This is a genomic window from Pseudomonas sp. CC6-YY-74 (assembly GCF_002025205.1).
Lineage (GTDB): Bacteria > Pseudomonadota > Gammaproteobacteria > Pseudomonadales > Pseudomonadaceae > Aquipseudomonas > Aquipseudomonas paeninsulae.
In genome coordinates, this window is record NZ_CP019947.1 from 2,764,598 (window position 1) to 2,783,051 (window position 18,454).

Genomic DNA, 18,454 nt, shown 5'->3' on the forward strand with positions numbered 1-18,454 from the left:
ACAGACGAACCATCGAAAAAATAACCGGCATTATCCTGCAATAACGACTCATTGTCTTGGGGACACTACGCCATGGAATATATTGTCAAAAGCGCTCGCCCGGAAACCCTGAAAACCGCCACGCTGGTCATTGCCGTCGGCGAAGGTCACAAGCTCGGTGAAACGGCGAAAGCAATTGATAACGTCTGTGCCGGTGCGATCAGCGCCTTGCTCAAGCGCGGCGACCTGGCTGGCAAACTTGGCCAGACCCTGCTCGCGTATAACCTGCCCAACCTCAAGGCCGAGCGGGTGCTGCTGGTCGGTAGCGGCAAGGAGGCTGAACTATCAGACCGCCAGCTGCACAGCATGCTCAATGCCGTGCGTGGCGTATTGAACACCCTGGGCGGCAGCGATGCAGTGCTCGCGCTGGGCGAAATTCAGGTCAAAGACCGTGGCGCCTACGGCAAGGCGCGCCTGATGGTGGAAAACCTGGCCGATGGCGGCTATCAGTTCGACCAGTTCAAGAGCGAGAAGGCCGACGCCAAGGCCTTGAAGAAGCTGACCCTGCTCTGCGACAAGTCCGAGCTGGCCGACGTCCAGCGTGCGGCCAAGCATGCCCAGGCGATTGCCAGCGGCATGGCATTCACCCGTGATCTCGGCAACATGCCGCCGAACCTCTGCCACCCCAGCTACCTGGCTGAAGAGGCCAAGACCCTGGGCAAGAGCTACAAGAACCTCAAGGTCGAGATTCTCGATGAGAAAAAACTCAAGGAACTCGGTGCCGGCGCCTTCCTCGCCGTGGCCCAAGGCAGCGACCAGCCGCCGCGGATGATCGTGCTCAACTACCAGGGCAGCAAGAAAACCGACAAGCCCTTCGTCCTGGTTGGCAAAGGCGTTACCTTCGATACCGGCGGCATCAGCATCAAACCGGCGTCCGGCATGGATGAGATGAAGTACGACATGTGCGGCGCCGCCAGTGTATTTGGCACGCTCAAGGCCGTGCTGGAACTGCAACTGCCGATCAACCTGGTGTGCCTGCTGGCCTGCGCCGAGAACATGCCCAGCGGTGGCGCCACCCGCCCCGGCGATATCGTCACCAGCATGAGCGGGCAGACCGTTGAAATCCTCAACACCGACGCCGAAGGCCGCCTGGTGCTGTGCGACACCCTGACTTACGCCGAACGCTTCAAGCCCCAGGCCGTTATCGATATCGCCACCCTGACCGGCGCCTGCATCGTCGCCTTGGGCGCCCATACCTCGGGCCTGATGGGCAACAACGAGGAACTGCTGCAACAGCTCCTCAAAGCCGGCCAGAGCGCCGACGACCGCGCCTGGCAGTTGCCGCTGTTCGACGAATACCAGGAACAACTTGACAGTCCATTTGCCGACATTGCCAATATCGGCGGACCGAAAGCCGGCAGCATCACCGCCGGCTGCTTCCTCTCGCGCTTCGCCAAGAAGTATCACTGGGCGCACCTGGACATCGCCGGCACCGCCTGGATCAGTGGCGGCAAGGAGAAAGGCGCAACCGGTCGGCCGGTGCCGCTGTTGACCCAGTACCTGCTGGATCGCGCTAACGCCTGATGACGAGTATTGCAGGAGCGGCCGAGCGCTTTTCGCCTCTGCCGCGCCTGCAGCCGCCCACATAACGAAACCACCATGCCCCGAATAGAATTTTATGTATTGTCCTCCGCCGCCCCGGCAGACCGCCTGCGGGCCGCCTGCCAACTGGCGATGAAAGCCTGGCGCCATGGCCTGCCGGTGTTTCTGCGCGGTTGCGATACAGAGCAATGCACGCAGCTCGACGAACTTCTTTGGCGTTTCAAGGCCGAAGCATTCGTACCGCACAATTTGCACCAGGACGACCCGCAAGCGCCGGTGGTGATTGGCCTGGATGAAGAGCCGAACACCCAGCAAGGCGTGCTGATCAACCTCAACCCGACCCTTTCGCCCTTTGTCGAACGCTTCAGCCGGGTGATCGAGATCGTCAACCAACAACCCGATCTATTGACCGCCTGCCGGGAAAATTTCCGCAGCTACCGCCAGCGCGGCTATGATCCGAAACGAGTCGAACTTTAAGTTCTGCACCATGGACACGCCAAAACCACCGCAAAAACCCACCCACCTGCTGGACGACCTCGAGTCGATCCGCCAGCTGCTGGGCGACGAAAACCTCGATCCGCCACTGCTGACCGACACGATCGATCCGGACAGCATCCCCCTGCTCTCGGACATCGTCACCCCGCCGCCCGCACCAGTCGCCGAGCCCGCTCCGCAGCCGCAGGCCGCGACCCTGCACAGCAGCATCGAGCAAACCTTCAGCCGCGACAGCGACATGAACCGCCTGGATAACGAACTGCGCGCCGCCGCCGAGCTGATTCTGCAGGATGTAATCGACGACTTCGTGCCGCAGATCGAGGCCGAGCTCAAGCGCCGCCTGCAAGCCCGTCTGAGTCGCCTGCTGCCGCCGCGTAAATAGAAAATCACCTGCAGCCCGGATGCAATCCGGGCAGGCTTGACCCGCCCCGTCAGTCAGCCGCCCCTCGCCGGCCTTACGCCTCAAGTGCCAGCCCGCTATACTTGTCGGCTTTTCCGATCAGCCGTCATAAGGGTCCCGCCGCGCATGGACAAGACCTACCAGCCGCACGCCATTGAAACCGCCCTGTACCAAAACTGGGAGGCGAACAACTATTTCGCCCCACAGGGTTCGGGCCAGCCTTACACCATCATGATCCCGCCGCCGAACGTCACCGGCAGCCTGCACATGGGCCATGGTTTCAATAACTCGATCATGGATGCGCTGATCCGTTTCCGCCGCATGCAGGGTCGCAAAACCCTATGGCAACCAGGCACCGACCATGCCGGCATCGCCACCCAGATGGTGGTCGAGCGGCAACTGGCCGCAGAGGGCATCAGCCGCCACGACCTGGGCCGGGACAAATTCCTCGAAAAAGTCTGGGAATGGAAGGAAGAGTCCGGCGGCAACATCACCCGGCAGATCCGCCGCCTGGGCAGTTCGGTGGACTGGTCGCGCGAGCGCTTCACCATGGACGACGGCCTGTCCGAAGCGGTCAAGGAGGCCTTCGTGCGCCTGCACGAAGACGGCCTGATCTATCGCGGCAAGCGCCTGGTCAACTGGGACACCAAGCTGCACACGGCGATTTCCGACCTGGAAGTGGAAAACCACGACGAGAAAGGCAAGCTGTGGAACCTGCGCTACCCGCTGGCGGACGGCAACACGACGGTTGACGGCAAGGACTACCTGATCGTCGCCACCACCCGCCCGGAAACCATGCTCGGCGACAGCGCCGTCGCGGTAAATCCCAACGACGAACGCTATCAGGCGCTGATCGGCACCTTCGTCGAGCTGCCATTGGTTGGCCGACGCATCCCGATTATCGCCGACGACTATTGCGATCCAGAGTTCGGCACCGGCTGCGTGAAAATCACCCCGGCCCATGATTTCAACGACTACGAGGTCGGCAAGCGCCACAACCTGCCGCTGCTCAACATCTTCGATAAAAACGCCGCCGTACTCGCGACGGCCCAGGTGTTCAATGTCGACGGCAGCCTCAACAGTGAAGTCGATGGCAGCCTGCCCGCCGAATACGCCGGCCTGGATCGCTTTGTCGCGCGCAAACAGATAGTCACTGCATTTGAATCCCTCGGCCTGCTGGAAAGCATCGACGACCATGCGCTGAAAGTGCCGAAAGGCGACCGCTCCGGCACCATCATCGAGCCTTGGCTGACCGACCAGTGGTACGTCTCCACCAAACCGCTGGCCGAGCCGGCGATAAAAGCCGTGGAAGACGGCGCGATCCAGTTCGTGCCCAAGCAGTACGAGAACATGTACTTCAGCTGGATGCGCGACATCCAGGACTGGTGCATCAGCCGCCAGCTGTGGTGGGGCCACCGCATCCCGGCCTGGTACGACGAAGCCGGCAAGGTCTACGTCGGCCGCGACGAAGCCGAAGTGCGCGCCAAGCACAACCTCGGCGAGATCACGCTGCGCCAGGATGAAGACGTCCTCGACACCTGGTTCAGCTCCGGCCTGTGGACCTTCTCCACCCTCGGCTGGCCGCAGCAGACCGAATTCCTCAAGACCTTCCACCCCACCGACGTACTGGTCACCGGCTTCGACATCATCTTCTTCTGGGTCGCGCGGATGATCATGCTGACCATGCACCTGGTGAAGAACGACGACGGCACGCCGCAAGTCCCGTTCAAGACCGTCTACGTGCACGGCCTGGTGCGTGATGGCCAGGGCCAGAAAATGTCCAAGTCGAAGGGCAACGTACTCGACCCGCTGGACATCATCGACGGCATCGACCTCGACAGCCTGCTGGTCAAACGCACCAGCGGCATGATGCAGCCCAAACTGGCGGAGAAAATCGCCAAGCAGACCCGCACCGAATTCCCCGAGGGCATCGCCGCCTACGGCACCGACGCCCTGCGCTTCACCAACCTGGCGCTGGCCTCCACCGGCCGCGACATCAAGTTCGACATGGGCCGGGTCGAGGGTTACCGCAACTTCTGCAACAAGATCTGGAACGCCGCCAACTTCGTCCTCGAGAACACCGATGGCCAGGACACCGGGATCAACGACGAACCAGTCGAGTTGTCCTCGGTGGACCGCTGGATCATCTCCGCCCTGCAGCGCACCGAAGTCGAAGTCACCCGCCAACTCGACGCCTTCCGCTTCGACCTGGCCGCGCAAGCGCTGTACGAGTTCATCTGGGACGAGTACTGCGCCTGGTACCTGGAGCTGGTCAAGCCGGTGCTATGGGACGAGAACGCGCCGGTCGAACGCCAGCGCGGCACCCGCCGCACCTTGATCCGCGTGCTGGAGGTGGCCATGCGTCTGGCCCACCCGTTCATGCCCTTTATCACCGAAGAAATCTGGCAGCGGATCAAGCTCCAGGCTGGCTGCTCCCAAGGTGGCGAGCGCGCTGAGACCCTCATGCTGCAAGCCTGGCCGGTAGCCAACGAGAGCCGCATCGATGCCGCCGCCGAAGGCGATATCGAGTGGGTCAAGCAGCTGATGCTCGGCCTGCGGCAGATCCGTGGCGAGATGAAAATCTCCATGGCCAAGCGCATCGACATCATCCTGCAGAACGCCAGTGACGAAGATCAACGGCGTCTGGCCGACAACCTGCCGCTGCTGAACAAGCTGGCCAAGCTGGAGTCGGTCCGCGTGCTGGGCGCCGCCGAAGAGGCGCCGATGTCCGCCACCGCCCTGGTCGGCGACATGCAAGTACTGGTGCCGATGGCCGGACTGATCGACAAGGACGCCGAACTGGCGCGCCTGGACAAGGAAATCCAGCGCCTGGACGGTGAAGTCAAACGAGTCGGCGGCAAGCTGAGCAACCAAGGCTTCGTCGCCAAGGCGCCCGCCGAGGTGCTCGACAAGGAGCGCGCCAAGCTGGCCGAGGCCGAGCAGGCCCTCGGCAGGCTCGCCGAGCAGCGCGAGCGCATCGCCAGCCTGTAAGCCGTAAACAAGCGTCAAATCCCAAGCCCGCCGTCGCCAGACCGCGGGCTTTTCCTTGGCGACAGCCCGTCAGCTTTTGTGCCACGCCGATAAACCAGGGTGCGTTGCCTGCGGCGAGTGACAGCCTACGGATTGCGGATTGTTCCAGATTCGGCGACTTGCTTGGCCCGTAGGGCGGCCTCGGAGCGCAGCGACAGCCCGCCAGTTTTGTACCGCGTCGATAAACCTGTAGTGGTCGCGCCGGACATCGCGCTGGCTGCCAGCCGTAAATCAGAACGGCCCACGGCAAGCCAATAATCCCTTCTTGTCTGCCGTCAAGGCACCGCGACATTTAGTCACGATTAATGCCTGTGTCGCACCCAATGCCTTCCAGTCACCGGCCTATTGGTGCATCCTGCCGCCCATTATTTTTCTAATTATTTCTAACCTTAAACCTCTGACTGGAAACCTCGCCTATGTATGCTTACATGCTTATGGCCTTGATCTTCGTGCTCGGCTATTTATGCATCGCCTTCGAACATCCACTGAAAATCGACAAAGCCGCCTCGGCACTGCTCACCGCAGTGCTGGCCTGGACAGTACTGGTGCTAAGCGCCGACAGCATCCTGCCGCTACTCGAAGCAGGTGCCCACGCGACCAATAACACCGATTTGGTGGTCGGCGAACTGCGTCATCACCTCGGTGAAATCTCCGAGATTCTGTTCTTCCTGATGGGCGCCATGACCATCGTCGAGCTGATCGACGCCCACGAAGGCTTCAAGGTCATCACCGACCGCATCCGCACCACCAAACGCGTGCACCTGCTGTGGCTGGTGGGACTGATCACCTTCTTCCTGTCGGCCGCACTGGACAACCTGGCCACCACCATCGTGATGATCTCCTTGCTGCGCAAGCTGATCGACGACAAGCAGGAACGCTGGTTCTACGCTGGCATCGTGGTGATTGCCGCCAACTCCGGCGGCGCCTGGTCGCCGATTGGCGACGTGACCACCACCATGCTGTGGATCGGCAACCAAATTACCGCCACCGGCATCATCTATAAGCTCTTCCTGCCGAGCCTGATCTGCCTGCTGGTGCCGCTGACCATCATGAGCTTCGTGCTCAAAGGCGATATCAAGCCACCAAAGGTCAAGGAAAGCCGCGAGAGTCGTCGCGACCCGACCACTTCCTTCGAGCGCAACCTGGTGTTCTGCCTGGGCCTCGGCGCCCTGCTGTTCGTGCCGGTGTTCAAGACCATCACCCACCTGCCGCCGTACATGGGCATTCTCTTCGGCCTGGGCATCCTCTGGGTCACCACCGAAATCATCCACCGCAGCAAAAACAGCGAAGACAAGGATCCGCTCTCGGTGGTCGGCGTACTGCGCCGTATCGACATTACCAGCGTGCTGTTCTTCCTCGGCATCCTGCTGGCCGTATCCAGTCTGTCCACCGCAGGCCACCTGACACAAGTAGCGGCTTACCTGAAGGACGGCCTGGGCAACGTCTTCACCATCGCCATGTCGATCGGCCTGCTCTCCGCCGTGGTGGACAACGTGCCCATGGTCGCCGGCGCCATGAAGATGTATCCGCTGGTCAGCCCCGACGCGTTGGCAGCAGCCGGAGGGAATGGCTGGCTGAGCAACTTCGTGGTCAACGGCAACTTCTGGGAAATGCTGGCTTACTGCGCCGGTACCGGCGGTAGCTGCCTGATCATCGGCTCGGCCGCCGGTGTGGCGGCCATGGGCATGGAGAAGATCAACTTCATCTGGTACGTCAAATACATCAGTGGCCTGGCCTTTGTCGGCTATATCGCCGGAGCCCTGAGCTACATCGCCCTCTTCGCTGGCTGACAGCCAACGCCTGACGGCTATAAGGTAGGGGGCGCTCATCCTGCAGCGCCCCCTAGCTTGCAACAGGAACACTCGACCCGATGGACGTGAGCAAGACCAAAACCAGCTTCTACCGCCGCCTCTATGTGGCCTGGCTGATCGATAGTGACACGGCCTGCAGCGTGCCGGCCTTGATGGACGCCACCGGCATGCCCCGGCGTACCGCCCAGGACACGCTGGCGGCACTCGCCGATCTGGATATCGACTGCGTCTTCGTCCAGCAAGAGGGCGAGCGCAACAACGCCGGGCATTACCTCATTCGTGACTGGGGCGCGATCAACCCACAATGGATCGCGGCCAACCTGGCGCAGATCAAGGGCATACTCGGTTATCCCTGAGCAAGAGACTCGCCATGCGCAGCTCCCACCGACTGTTAGGCGTAATCGGGTTTCTCCTGGGCCTGTTCCTCCTGTTCGAAGCACTGGGCATCCGTGCGCAGTTCAACCTGGAAGCCCTGCAAAACTTGATCCTGACGCACCCGGTCATCGGCCTGCTGCTGTTCATCCTGCTGTTCGCCCTGGGCAACCTGATCCAGATTCCCGGCTGGATCTTCCTCGCCGCCGCGGTGCTGGCGCTCGGGCGGGTCTATGGCGGCATTGCCACCTACCTGGCCGCCATCGTTTCCTGCGTGCTGACCTTCCTGACCATTCGCTACCTGGGCGGCAACGCTCTGCGCGAACTGGATAACCGCCTGGCACAACGCCTACTGGCCGGCCTGGATCGGCATCCGTTGTGGAGCATCATCGCCCTGCGCACGCTGTTCCAGACGGTGCCGGCGCTGAACTACAGCCTCGCCCTGTCCGGCGTGCCTTTTCGTACCTACCTGCTCGGCACCCTGCTTGGTCTGCCGCTGCCGATCGCACTGTACTGCCTGTTTTTCGATTACCTGGCGATGTGGCTGAATATCGCTTAGCCGGCACTTAACGCTGCGCAGAGCTGAAAGCAAACCATCGAGCACACTCTTTTCCAGCACAGCCGCAGCAGCTATGGGAAAATGCCGCGCTCAGCCCCTGCCGATAGCGCCAGCATGACATCGCCGACCAAACCCCCCAGCCGTAAACCATCCACGCCGCGCCCTCCTTTGCCGGCCAGGCCCGATGCCGCCAAGGGCCAGTTGCACCCGCGCAACCGCCATCAGGGCCGCTACGACTTTCCCGCACTGATCAAGGCCAGCCCGGAGCTGGCGGCATTCGTGATCATCAACCCCTATGGCAAGGAGAGCATCGACTTCGCCAACCCGGCGGCGGTCAGGGTGTTCAATCGGGCGCTGCTCAAACAGTTCTACGGCATCAGCCATTGGGATATCCCAGCGGATTACTTGTGCCCGCCAATTCCCGGGCGCGCCGACTATCTGCATTACCTGGCCGATCTGCTGGCGAGCAGCAATGGCGGCGAGATACCGCGCGGCGCCCAGGTGCGCGCACTGGATATCGGCGTCGGCGCCAACTGCATCTACCCACTGCTGGGCAACCGCGAATATGCCTGGCAGTTTCTCGGCTCGGACATCGACAGCAACGCTATTGCTGCGGCCAAGACCATCGTGCAGGCCAACCCGGGGCTCAGAGATGCCATCGAACTGCGCCAGCAGACCGATGGCGCGCATATTCTCCAGGGCCTGCTGCAAGCCGACGAACGCTTCGACCTGAGTCTGTGCAATCCGCCGTTCCACGCCAACGCAGAGGAAGCCAGCAGCAGCAGCACGCGCAAATGGCGCAACCTGGGCAAGCTCGACCCCAAGCGCAAACTGCCGGTATTGAATTTTGGCGGTCAGGCGGCCGAGTTGTGGTGCCAGGGCGGCGAAGCAGGCTTTGTCAGCCGTTTGATCAAGGAAAGTGCCCAGCACGCCCAGCAGGTATTGTGGTTCACCAGCCTGATTTCCAAGGCGAGCAACCTGCCCGGCGTTTACAGCGCCTTGCAACAAGCCGGCGCGCTCGAAGTGCGCACCGTGGAAATGGCCCAGGGGCAGAAGCAGAGCCGCTTTGTCGCCTGGACCTTCCTCACCGCCGCACAGCAGCAGAGCTGGCGAAAAGCCCGGTGGGCACCAATAACCCGCGGGGCGTAGACGCGGAGTCAGCCCGGACAGGGCAAGCGGCCTGAATATCGTTGCCGCGGCTAACCCCGCCTACGGTTCTGCTGGCGCCAAGCACGCGGGCGCCGGAAGCAGCGCGCAGCGCCGCAAGGGGCAAAACACCGGAGGTCGGCAGCCCGCTAGGCTCCAGGCGTACAGCGTTGCAGCTGCTCGAACAGGCTGTCGACCGCCACGGCCAGCAGGCCGATCAGGATGGCGCCCTGCAGAATAAAGGCCGTATTGCCGATGACCAGCCCCGATATCACCGGATCGCCCAGGGTGCTGGCGCCGATAGTGGAGCCGATGGCCGCCGTGGCGATGTTGATCGTCACCGAGGTGCGAATACCGGCCAGGATAACGTTCAAGGCCAGCGGCAACTCCACCTGCCAGAGCACCTGCAGCGGCGCCATGCCCATGCCGCGCGCCGCCTCCAGTACCGCCGGATCGATGCCGCGCAAGCCCGCCAGGCTGTTGCGCAGAATCGGCAGCAGACCATAGAGCATCAGGGCGAACAGCGTCGGCCCGCTGCCGAAGCCGAGCGCCGGCACTGCCAGGGCCAGCACCGCTACCGGCGGTATGGTCTGGCCGATCGAGGCGAGCTGGCTGACCAACGGCAGAAAGTCCGCACCCCAGCGCCGGGTCACCATGATCGCCGCGCCCACCCCGAGCAGGCTGGAGACGCCGGCCGCCAGCGCCACCAGCAGCAGATGACTGCCGAGCAGGTCGATGAAGGCAGCGCGGCCGTAGATCACCGTGCGGCTGTCCGGCTCGATCAGGCGAAACAATCCCTCCAGATCGGCCAGCCCCAGCGCCGCTGCCAGCAACAAGGCCAGCCACAGCAACGGCTGCCAGCCGCCACCACGTAGCAGCCCGAGTTTGCTCACTGGGGTCGGCTCAGCAGCGCATCCAGCTGCAGCACACCGACCTGCAGACCCTGCGCATCGACCACCGGCAAGCTGCTGCAGCGATGCCAGAGCATCAGCGACAGCGCCTGGCGCAGGCTGTCCGAGGCCTTGAGCGTGGGCCCAGCGGCGGGTATGGCAGGCGTGGCCAGCGCCTGCATCAGGCTATCGACGCGCAACAGCCCAGCCTGCTTCAGGCCACGCTCCTGGCCACCGAGCAGGTTCTCGACAAAGGCATTGGCCGGTTTGCCCAGCAGCGCCTGCGGACTGTCCTGCTGGACGATCCGGCCCTTGTCCATCACCACGATACGGTTGGCCAACTTGAGCGCCTCGTCCATGTCATGGGTGACGAAGACGATGGTCTTGCGCACCTGCTGCTGGATGCGCAACAGCTCGTTCTGCAGGCTTTCACGGGTAATCGGGTCGAGTGCGCCGAAGGGTTCGTCCATCAGCAGGATGTCCGGGTCGCCGGCCAACGCCCGAGCCACGCCGACCCGCTGGGCCTGGCCGCCGGACAGCTGGCTGGGGTACTTGTCGGCAAACTCGGCCGGCGCCAGCTCGAGCAACTGCAGCAATTCCTCGACCCGCTGACGCACCCGTGCGGCCGGCCAACCGAGCAGGCGCGGCACCACGGCGATGTTGCGCGCCACCGTCCAGTGTGGAAACAGGCCGGTGCTCTGGATCGCATAGCCGATGCCGCGGCGTAGCTGCTGCGGATCGATCTGCTCGATGTTGCGGCCATCAATGCGGATGCTGCCAGCCGAATGCGCGATCAGGCGATTGATCATGCGCAAGGTGGTCGACTTGCCACAGCCCGAGGTACCGACCAGCACACAGAGCTCGCCGGTTTGCACGGTCAGGGAGATGTCGTCCACCGCCCGGGTCTGGCCAAACAGCTTGCTGACATTACTCAGCTCGATCATCGACTCACTCCGGTGGAACAGCGTTCTGCCAACAGACTGAACAGGCTGTCTGCCAGCAGCGCCAGGACGATGATGGGCAAGGCGCCGAGAATGATCAGGTCCATCGCCGACTGCCCCAGGCCCTGGAAGATAAAGGTGCCAAAACCGCCCGCGCCGATCAGCGCGGCGACTGCCGTCAGGCCGATTGCCTGGATGCTGGTAACCCGCACGCCCTCGATGATCAGGGGCATGGCCAGTGGCAGACGTACCTGCAGGAACACCTGGCTGGGGCTCATGCCCATGCCGCGGGCGGACTCGATGACAGCAGCCTCGACTTCCTGCAGGGCGACGCAGGTATTGCGCACAATCGGCAGCAGGCTGTAGGCGATCAAGGCAAGCAGTGCCGGCGCCCAGCCGATCCCGCGGATATTCAGCTGCAGCAGCAAGGGGAACTGCGCAGACAGGTAGCTCAGCGGCGCGATCAGCAGGCCAAACAGGGCCAGGCTGGGAATGGTCTGGATAAAACTCAGCAGACCGATACTGCCCTTTTGCGCCCTGGGATAACGTTGCAGCAACAGGGCGATGGCACTGCCCAAGAGCAAGCTCAGCCCCACAGCCCCACCGACCAGGCCCAGATGGCTAGTCAAGGCCGCGGCAAATTGGCTGCGGCGAGAGCGGTACTCACGCAACAACGCCAACGGCTCCAGCCAGTCCTGCGGGGCCAGCAACCACAGCAGCAGGGCTAGGGCGACGCCGCTGCCGAGCAGCCAGGCACGCGCGAGACGCAGGCGCTGCTGCAGCTCGATCAGCAGCAACCCCAGCAGGAACAGCAGGCTCCAGTAACCCGCGCCTAGACCCACCCGCGCATAGGGCATGTCCGCGCCTATATGGCGCTCGATGCTCCAGGCCAGGCTCAGGGGTAATTGCAGCAACAGCAGCAACACCATCAGCAGGATCGGCCAGTAGGCCGGATACTGCGGGCGCAGCGCCAGCAACGCACACGCCAGCAACGCCGCCGTTAGCGATAACGCCCACGGCAGCCCCACAGCCGCCAGCAGTCCCAGGCCATTGCCCGCGGCGATACGGTTGGGCTGAATACTGACGAAATCCAGGCTCCAGAGCAGTGCCAGCGCCATCAGCGCCAGCACAGGAATGACTCTATTGCCCCACAGTGGCGGCATCATGCCGAGATCATTGGCCCAGGTTATCGAGGAAGGCTGCCGCCACTTTCGCCGGCTCGGCGCCCTGCACCGCCACCTCGCCATTGAGCCGCTGCAGGGTCTGCAGATCCAGGGCGGCGAAGACCGGCTGGAGCAGCGTGGCAATCTGCGGATAGGCCTCGAGTACATCCGCGCGCACCACGGGCGCTGGCTGATAGACCGGCTGCACGCCGCGGGTGTCGTCCAGTACCAGCAGATCCAGGGCGCTCAATCCGCCATCGGTGCCGTAGGTCATGGCCGCATTGACGCCATTGGTCTGCATCGACGCGGCGCGGAGGGTCGCCGCGGTATTGCCGCCGGCGAGGATCAGCAGCTGCTCGGACGCAAGCTTGAAGCCGTAGGCCTCCTGGAACGCCGGGAGCGCCGTTGGCGACTCGACGAACTCGGCGCTGGCGGCGAACTTGAAGTCGCCGCCCTCGGTCAGGTAGCGGGCCAGATCATCCAGCGTCTTCAGACCGTGGGCGCGTGCCAGGTCGCCGCGCACACTCATCGCCCAGGTGTTGTTGGCATTGGCAGGCTGGAGCCAGACCAGCTGGTTGGCGGCAAGATCCAACTCCTTGACCTTGGCGTAGCCCTGCTCGGCGTCTTTCCACAGGCTGCTGTCGGCGCTGTCGAAAAAGAACGCGCCATTGCCGGTGTACTCCGGGTAGATACCGACCTCTCCGGCGATCAGTGCACTGCGCACGATATTGGTGGCGCCGAGCTGGGTGCGATCTTCAACCGGCACCCCGCCACGCTTGAGCGCCTGATAGATCAACTGCCCCAGCACCGCGCCCTCGGTGTCGATCTTGGAGGCGACCACCACGTTTGGCTGCGCCTGGGCAGCAGCCATTACGCCCCACAGCGCCAGCAGTGACAGCACACGACCCAGTAGCTTGCCCAATAAAGACATGGTTTTTCCACCCTGTTGGTTGATGACCAGAAACGCTCGACCCGGCAATACGGCCGAGCAGCCCCTTAAGGTTAACTGGCTTGCTGTTTATGACCATAGGCACGCAACATTCACAGAGCAAATCGTCGTCATCGCCGCGTTTTTTTTAAGCGGCCAGGGCATGCGCCGAATCCTCAAGCACTGACCTGTGGGCGATACAGCACAATGCGCATTGAGCACAAATTGGCCAACGTGCCACTATGGCTGCAGTGCCAAGCGAGTAGCGCAAATGAATGCAAGACGACTATGCACCAGCCTTTGCCTGCTGCTGTGCCTGAACACTCAGGCCGCCGAACGGCAGGCGCTGAGCATCAGCGTCGGCGACTGGCCGCCCTACCTGTCTGCCGACCTCAAGCACAACGGCGTGATTGCCCACCTGATCAGCGACCTGTTCGCCGATGAAGGCTATCGCGTCAGCTTCCAATTCCTGCCTTGGCCGCGCGCCTATGCGGCAACGGCCGCTGGTAGATTCGCCGCCAGCGCGATTTGGATGCACAAGAACGAGCGCGAGGCGGATTTTCTCTATAGCGCACCGATCCTCGATGAACAGTTCGTGTTTTTCCACCTGAAAGACTTTCCGTTCGATTGGCAGAGCCCCTACGACCTGACCGGCATGACCCTGGGCGGCGGTCTGGGATACAGCTATGGCGCCAAATTCGATGCATTTCTCGACACCGGCAACGTGCGCATGGAGCGGGTCTCCAGCGACATGCAGAACTTCGAGAAACTGCTGAAAAATCGCGTGGCGCTCTACCCGCAGGAAATCAACGTCGGCTACGCCGCACTGCACAGCCATTTCAGCGCAGCCGACATCGGCAAAATCACCCACCACCGCAAACCACTGCTCAACAACTTCAGCTACCTGCTGTTCCCCACGCAGCTCGAAGGCAGTCAGGCGCTGCGCGAGCGCTTCAACCGGCGCCTGCAGCAGTATCGCGACAGCGGCCGCTACCAGCAGTATTTTCGCGACCTGCAGCTAGGCAAATACCAACAGACACCCGGCCAGGCAATCGACCTCGAAGCCGATTTAGTCGAGCCGTAAGCCAGCCCCGCCTGGACTGGAGCGCCCAGGTTTACGCCGTCCGTACTCCCGAGCGGCTAGCAGGCCGTTGAAAAACGTAGGCGAGGCAGCCGAGACAAGGCAAAAGCAGGCGAGGAAGCGGATTTTACGAGCTGTAAATGAGCATTCCGAGCCTGTTTTTAACGCCGTATCGACAACGTAGGTAGTTTTTCAACGGCCTGCTAGTGGTTCTGCACCAGCGCCATCTGTTCATGCAGCAGATCTGCCAGCGGCAAGGCCACCCCCAGCCGGCTGAGATTCCAGTAATGCCCTTCCAGGGTGCGGTTGACCAGCAGGGTGGCCGGCGCCGGTTGCAGGCTGCCAAGCGCGCCCAATACATCCGGTAACAGCGCCTGCACCTGTTGGTGCAGCGGCGTGGCGGCGAAATCCCAGCACTTGCCCCGCTGCAACAACGGCCCGAGCAGCCCATGCAACTGGCGATACAGGCCATAAGGGGTGGTCGATTGCGGCTGGCGTGTGCCCAGTGCCTGGAAAGCCCGCTCCAGCTGTTCGCCATCGCGCGCCTGCAGCGCCCGGTAGGTTTGCACGTAGGCGCCCAGCAACGCGGGCGACAATGTCTGAACGCAGCCGAAGTCATACACCACCAATTCGCCGGTGGCGGTGTAGGCGAAATTACCCGGATGCGGGTCGGCATGCAGCAACCCCAGCTCGAAGGCCTGCGTACTCAGCCAGCGCACCAGCGTCAGGGCCAGGCGTTCGCGCACCTCGGCACTGGCCTGAGCGACTTCGGCAAAGGGCAAGCCGGGCTCTTCGCTCAACGCCAGTACGCCCGGCCGGCACAGATCTTCCTGCGGCTGCGGCAAGCGCAGCCCCGGCCAGTCGGCAAAGTGCGCGCGGAACTGCTGCAGGCGGCGCATCTCCGCCGGGTAATCCAGTTCGGCCGCGATCACCGCCGCCAGTTCTTGATAGACCCCTTCCAACTGTTCGGCTGGCGCGCGGAACAAGCGCCCGAGCGGCAGCAGACGACGCAACTGGCGCAAATCTGCCGCGCAGATCTCGGCGATACCGGGGTACTGCACCTTGAGTACCAGCGCCCGCCCATCCAGCGCCACCGCTCGATGCACCTGGCCCAGCGAAGCGGCGGCAAACGGCTGCTCCTCGATACTCTGGAAGAACTGGCTTAAATCATCGCCATAGACCTGCTGCAAATGCCCTTGCAGGGCGCTGAAGGGCAACGCCGGCACCCGGTTTTGCAGTTTGTTCAAGGCCTGCGCCACCGGTTCGGGGAGCACTTCGTGCCATTGCGAGGCCATCTGCCCAAGCTTGAGCACCGGGCCTTTCATCTCGCCGAGCACAGTGCCCAGTTGCTCGGCCACTGGCTGCCAATCGATGGCCGAGCGGCCCAGGCTGAGCTGCTGTCCGAGCAGTCCGCCACCGATGCGTGTCGCAGTGCCGGCCAGTTTGAAAAAACGCCCGAGCGCGGAGGCTGAGGATGGAATTAGCGGGGGCTTGGCCATTGGCGATGCTCTTCAGAACGTACAGTGATCATGCGCCTGCTCGGGACAGTTACCAACGGGCAAGCCGGTCAGCAACGATGACCGCGCGGCAACGCCCCGGGCTATCGCGTATTCCAGAACCGCTGCATTTCCACGAAGAGAAAAGTCGCGGTCCAGGTAATCAGCACCAGTCCGGTGAGCGATTCAATTCCGGTCAGGAAGCGCAGATCGCCGTGCGGCTGGATATCGCCAAAGCCAAGGGTGGTGAAGGTCGTGAAGGAGAAATACACCGAGTCCATCAAACTGCCGTTGAAGTTGCCTTCCAGGTAGCCCCAGCCACCGGCGCGGTGCATCACATAGTAGGCGAAAGCGAATATCCACACCTCGACCGCATGCGCCAGCAGAGCGCCACCGACGCCCAACACGATGCGAAAGCGGTGGCGCACCTGAATGTGCGGCAACAGCAGCGTCAGCCGATAGAGGAATTCGTAGTGGATGATGACGGCGGCTATCACGATCAGGCTGTTGACTAGAAATACGGCGATCACTGGCGATCCTGCTGTGGAGGGTTTTGATGGGGAGCAATTCTGCTTCGCTGCACCCACGTCGAGCATAGTCTCGACAAAGAGTCGCAGGCTGGCTACTGGCACCGTGCCTCGGTTGGCTCGTGGCGGCCCCTACGGCGACGAGGCAGCCGGTAGTTTTTGCGAGGCCATCATGCACGCGTATGCCTGGGGTTCAAGCGCTGGTCGCGGCCCCTGCCCGCTGATGCAGCTATATTCATGACAGCCAACACACTGTACAGCGGCACCGGCACAGCACAATTTACCTGCTTGGCCATCGAGAGGAACAATCCCATGGAGTTTTTACGCACCCCTGACAGCTGCTTTGCCAATCTGCCGGGCTATGCGTTCGCGCCCCACTACCTGCAGGTGGATGACTGCGAGGGCGGCCAGCTGCGCGTGCACTACCTCGACGAGGGGCCTGCCGCAGCCGCTCCCGTGCTGCTGCTGCATGGCGAACCGTCCTGGAGTTACCTGTATCGCAAGATGATCCCTCTGCTCGTCGCCGCCGGGCATCGGGTGATCGCCCCCGACCTGATAGGTTTTGGCCGATCCGACAAGCCGACTCAACGCCAGGACTACAGCTATCAACGTCACGTTGATTGGATGCATGCGGTACTCGAGCAGCTCGACCTCAAGCACATCACCCTGGTCTGCCAGGACTGGGGCGGCCTGATCGGTCTGCGCCTGGTCGCGGAAAACCCGCAGCGCTTCGCCCGGGTGGTTGCCGCCAACACCATGCTGCCAACCGGCGATCACACTCCCGGCGCGGCCTTCAGTAACTGGCAGAAATTCTCCCAGGAGGTGCCGGTATTTCCCGCCGGCGGGGTGATCAAGGGCGGCACCGTGACGACCCTGCCGCAAACGGTGATCGACGCCTACGACGCCCCCTACCCGGACGAGCGCTACAAGGAAGGTGCCCGACAGTTTCCCCTGCTGGTGCCGACCACCCCGGACGACCCGGCCGCAGCGGCCAACCGCGCGGCCTGGACGGTGCTGGCGAATTGGTGCAAACCATTCCTGACCGCCTTCAGCGACAGCGACCCAATCACCGCCGGCGGCGACAAACTGATGCAAAAGCTGATTCCCGGCACCCAGGGCCAGGCCCATACCACCATCGCCGGCGCCGGGCATTTCCTCCAGGAAGACCAAGGCGAAGAGCTGGCCGCCGTGGTGCTGCGCTTTATCATCGCCACGCCCTAGCAGCCTGCCCCTGAATGGTTTAGCGGCCGCCAGCGCCACGCCTCACGGCGTGGCGCTGCTCAGGAACACACGCATACGTTGCTGATAAGCCGCGGACTCACGCTGCAACGCGATGGCGCTCCAGATGGCCTCTGTCAGGGCGGCATGGTTCGCGACCAGAGCCTTGGACAGCATCAGGTAGTAGGGTTTTTCTTCCAGCAGCATCTCGACCTTCTCGATCCGTGCAGCCAGCGGCGGATTGGCCTGCAGGACGAAGTCGGCGCGCTGGCTCTGCAACGCCGCCGCCTCAATACGTCCGTACTGGAGCATCCGCAGCAGCGCCAGGGGGTCGCGACTGGTTTCATCCACCTCGGCGCCCTGCTCACGCAGAAATGCTGCGATGGAAAACCCGCTCAGGGAACCGATTCGGCCACTCAGCTGCTGGAACGCCGAACCGTCCCAGGACACCGAGTCGCCCCGGCGGCGGTAAAGCGCATAGCGCGACATGTGCAGGCGCTTACTCGCGTCAGGCTGACCATCCGCCGCCATGGGATAGCGCCCGGCGCTCATGCGTTCGACCTTGAAGCTGGAGGCGAAGGCGCCGTCATAAGTGCCCTGTTCCAGCCCGGACAGGCAACGCTTCCAGGGCACGGACACATAGGTGAAGGTCACCGGCAGGGTCTGTTCGACCAACCCCAGCAACTGCAGATTAAGCCCGCTCTTGTCAGTCATGACCCAGGGATAGGCATCCTGGTCCTCATGGCAAAAAGTCAGCTGCTGTGCCGCTGTTTGCTCAGCCATAACCACGGCGGGACAAAAAAACAACCAAGCAGT

Annotated in this window: 17 protein-coding genes; 10 read left to right on the forward strand and 7 right to left on the reverse strand. The window is 62.8% G+C overall.

Features of this window, described 5'->3' with window-relative positions:
• The first annotated feature begins 72 nt into the window (after positions 1–72).
• From B2D37_RS12640 to rlmF, 8 genes are all read left to right on the forward strand, one after another.
• Positions 73–1,563 (forward strand): leucyl aminopeptidase, encoded by a 1,491-nt coding sequence (locus B2D37_RS12640; protein ID WP_079203017.1) that lies wholly within the window; start codon positions 73–75, stop codon positions 1,561–1,563.
• 75 nt (positions 1,564–1,638) lie between these two features.
• Positions 1,639–2,058: a DNA polymerase III subunit chi gene (locus B2D37_RS12645; RefSeq protein WP_079203018.1), complete on the forward strand. Its 420-nt coding sequence runs from the start codon at positions 1,639–1,641 to the stop codon at positions 2,056–2,058.
• 10 nt (positions 2,059–2,068) lie between these two features.
• A complete protein-coding gene (locus B2D37_RS12650) occupies positions 2,069–2,458 on the forward strand; it encodes a DNA polymerase III subunit chi (RefSeq protein ID WP_079203019.1) in 390 nt (129 codons plus the stop codon).
• A 144-nt stretch (positions 2,459–2,602) separates the two neighbouring features.
• On the forward strand, positions 2,603–5,467 hold the full coding sequence (locus B2D37_RS12655) for a valine--tRNA ligase (protein ID WP_079203020.1): 2,865 nt from the start codon (positions 2,603–2,605) through the stop codon (positions 5,465–5,467).
• A gap of 455 nt (positions 5,468–5,922) precedes the next feature.
• A complete protein-coding gene (nhaD, locus tag B2D37_RS12660) occupies positions 5,923–7,296 on the forward strand; it encodes a sodium:proton antiporter NhaD (RefSeq protein WP_079203021.1) in 1,374 nt (457 codons plus the stop codon).
• An 80-nt stretch (positions 7,297–7,376) separates the two neighbouring features.
• Positions 7,377–7,673, forward strand: coding sequence for a helix-turn-helix domain-containing protein (locus B2D37_RS12665; protein WP_079203022.1), 297 nt, complete (start codon positions 7,377–7,379; stop codon positions 7,671–7,673).
• Positions 7,674–7,687: 14 nt separating this feature from the next.
• Positions 7,688–8,248: a VTT domain-containing protein gene (locus B2D37_RS12670; protein WP_079203023.1), complete on the forward strand. Its 561-nt coding sequence runs from the start codon at positions 7,688–7,690 to the stop codon at positions 8,246–8,248.
• Between the two features lie 114 nt (positions 8,249–8,362).
• Positions 8,363–9,397, forward strand: a complete 1,035-nt coding sequence (gene rlmF, locus B2D37_RS12675) for a 23S rRNA (adenine(1618)-N(6))-methyltransferase RlmF (protein ID WP_079204976.1) — start codon at positions 8,363–8,365, stop codon at positions 9,395–9,397.
• A 146-nt stretch (positions 9,398–9,543) separates the two neighbouring features.
• Here the strand turns inward: rlmF and B2D37_RS12680 are convergent, their stop codons facing one another.
• The 4 genes from B2D37_RS12680 to B2D37_RS12695 are packed head-to-tail and all read right to left on the reverse strand — an operon-like array spanning position 9,544 to position 13,319.
• Positions 9,544–10,287 carry an ABC transporter permease gene (locus B2D37_RS12680; protein WP_079203024.1) on the reverse strand — a complete coding sequence of 248 codons (744 nt, stop codon included), beginning with the start codon at positions 10,285–10,287 and terminating at the stop codon, positions 9,544–9,546.
• Positions 10,284–11,228, reverse strand: a complete 945-nt coding sequence (locus B2D37_RS12685; RefSeq protein WP_079203025.1) for an ABC transporter ATP-binding protein — start codon at positions 11,226–11,228, stop codon at positions 10,284–10,286. Before B2D37_RS12685 ends, B2D37_RS12680 begins: the two co-directional genes overlap by 4 nt.
• Complete coding sequence (locus B2D37_RS12690) at positions 11,225–12,391, reverse strand: ABC transporter permease (protein WP_079203026.1); 1,167 nt, start codon at positions 12,389–12,391, stop codon at positions 11,225–11,227. The genes B2D37_RS12685 and B2D37_RS12690 overlap by 4 nt, the downstream gene beginning before the upstream one ends.
• A gap of 7 nt (positions 12,392–12,398) precedes the next feature.
• On the reverse strand, positions 12,399–13,319 hold the full coding sequence (locus tag B2D37_RS12695) for an ABC transporter substrate-binding protein (protein ID WP_079203027.1): 921 nt from the start codon (positions 13,317–13,319) through the stop codon (positions 12,399–12,401).
• A gap of 268 nt (positions 13,320–13,587) precedes the next feature.
• Between B2D37_RS12695 and B2D37_RS12700 the strand changes: the two genes are divergently transcribed.
• Positions 13,588–14,400, forward strand: coding sequence for an ABC transporter substrate-binding protein (locus B2D37_RS12700; RefSeq protein WP_079203028.1), 813 nt, complete (start codon positions 13,588–13,590; stop codon positions 14,398–14,400).
• Between the two features lie 200 nt (positions 14,401–14,600).
• On the opposite strand, the gene B2D37_RS12705 is transcribed toward B2D37_RS12700, so the two are convergent.
• Both B2D37_RS12705 and B2D37_RS12710 read right to left on the reverse strand, forming a co-directional pair.
• Complete coding sequence (locus B2D37_RS12705; protein WP_079203029.1) at positions 14,601–15,896, reverse strand: AarF/ABC1/UbiB kinase family protein; 1,296 nt, start codon at positions 15,894–15,896, stop codon at positions 14,601–14,603.
• A gap of 101 nt (positions 15,897–15,997) precedes the next feature.
• The gene (locus B2D37_RS12710) at positions 15,998–16,423 is read right to left on the reverse strand and encodes a potassium channel family protein (protein WP_154067182.1); all 426 of its coding nucleotides are present in this window, start codon (positions 16,421–16,423) and stop codon (positions 15,998–16,000) included.
• Between the two features lie 309 nt (positions 16,424–16,732).
• Between B2D37_RS12710 and B2D37_RS12715 the strand changes: the two genes are divergently transcribed.
• The gene (locus B2D37_RS12715) at positions 16,733–17,641 is read left to right on the forward strand and encodes a haloalkane dehalogenase (RefSeq protein ID WP_079203031.1); all 909 of its coding nucleotides are present in this window, start codon (positions 16,733–16,735) and stop codon (positions 17,639–17,641) included.
• A gap of 42 nt (positions 17,642–17,683) precedes the next feature.
• On the opposite strand, the gene B2D37_RS12720 is transcribed toward B2D37_RS12715, so the two are convergent.
• Positions 17,684–18,421, reverse strand: a complete 738-nt coding sequence (locus B2D37_RS12720) for an ABC transporter substrate-binding protein (protein WP_079203032.1) — start codon at positions 18,419–18,421, stop codon at positions 17,684–17,686.
• Positions 18,422–18,454 lie beyond the last annotated feature (33 nt).

Bases quoted from the DNA above. Each gene is read 5' to 3' on its own strand.
- B2D37_RS12715 (WP_079203031.1), top strand. From the start codon at position 16,733: ATGGAGTTTTTACGCACCCCTGACAGCTGCTTTGCCAATCTGCCGGGC.
- rlmF (WP_079204976.1), top strand. From the start codon at position 8,363: ATGACATCGCCGACCAAACCCCCCAGCCGTAAACCATCCACGCCGCGC.
- B2D37_RS12705 (WP_079203029.1), bottom strand. From the start codon at position 15,896: ATGGCCAAGCCCCCGCTAATTCCATCCTCAGCCTCCGCGCTCGGGCGT.
- B2D37_RS12670 (WP_079203023.1), top strand. From the start codon at position 7,688: ATGCGCAGCTCCCACCGACTGTTAGGCGTAATCGGGTTTCTCCTGGGC.
- B2D37_RS12690 (WP_079203026.1), bottom strand. From the start codon at position 12,391: ATGATGCCGCCACTGTGGGGCAATAGAGTCATTCCTGTGCTGGCGCTG.
- B2D37_RS12665 (WP_079203022.1), top strand. From the start codon at position 7,377: ATGGACGTGAGCAAGACCAAAACCAGCTTCTACCGCCGCCTCTATGTG.
- B2D37_RS12640 (WP_079203017.1), top strand. From the start codon at position 73: ATGGAATATATTGTCAAAAGCGCTCGCCCGGAAACCCTGAAAACCGCC.
- B2D37_RS12655 (WP_079203020.1), top strand. From the start codon at position 2,603: ATGGACAAGACCTACCAGCCGCACGCCATTGAAACCGCCCTGTACCAA.
- B2D37_RS12695 (WP_079203027.1), bottom strand. From the start codon at position 13,319: ATGTCTTTATTGGGCAAGCTACTGGGTCGTGTGCTGTCACTGCTGGCG.
- B2D37_RS12645 (WP_079203018.1), top strand. From the start codon at position 1,639: ATGCCCCGAATAGAATTTTATGTATTGTCCTCCGCCGCCCCGGCAGAC.
- B2D37_RS12720 (WP_079203032.1), bottom strand. From the start codon at position 18,421: ATGGCTGAGCAAACAGCGGCACAGCAGCTGACTTTTTGCCATGAGGAC.
- B2D37_RS12650 (WP_079203019.1), top strand. From the start codon at position 2,069: ATGGACACGCCAAAACCACCGCAAAAACCCACCCACCTGCTGGACGAC.
- B2D37_RS12685 (WP_079203025.1), bottom strand. From the start codon at position 11,228: ATGATCGAGCTGAGTAATGTCAGCAAGCTGTTTGGCCAGACCCGGGCG.
- nhaD (WP_079203021.1), top strand. From the start codon at position 5,923: ATGTATGCTTACATGCTTATGGCCTTGATCTTCGTGCTCGGCTATTTA.
- B2D37_RS12700 (WP_079203028.1), top strand. From the start codon at position 13,588: ATGAATGCAAGACGACTATGCACCAGCCTTTGCCTGCTGCTGTGCCTG.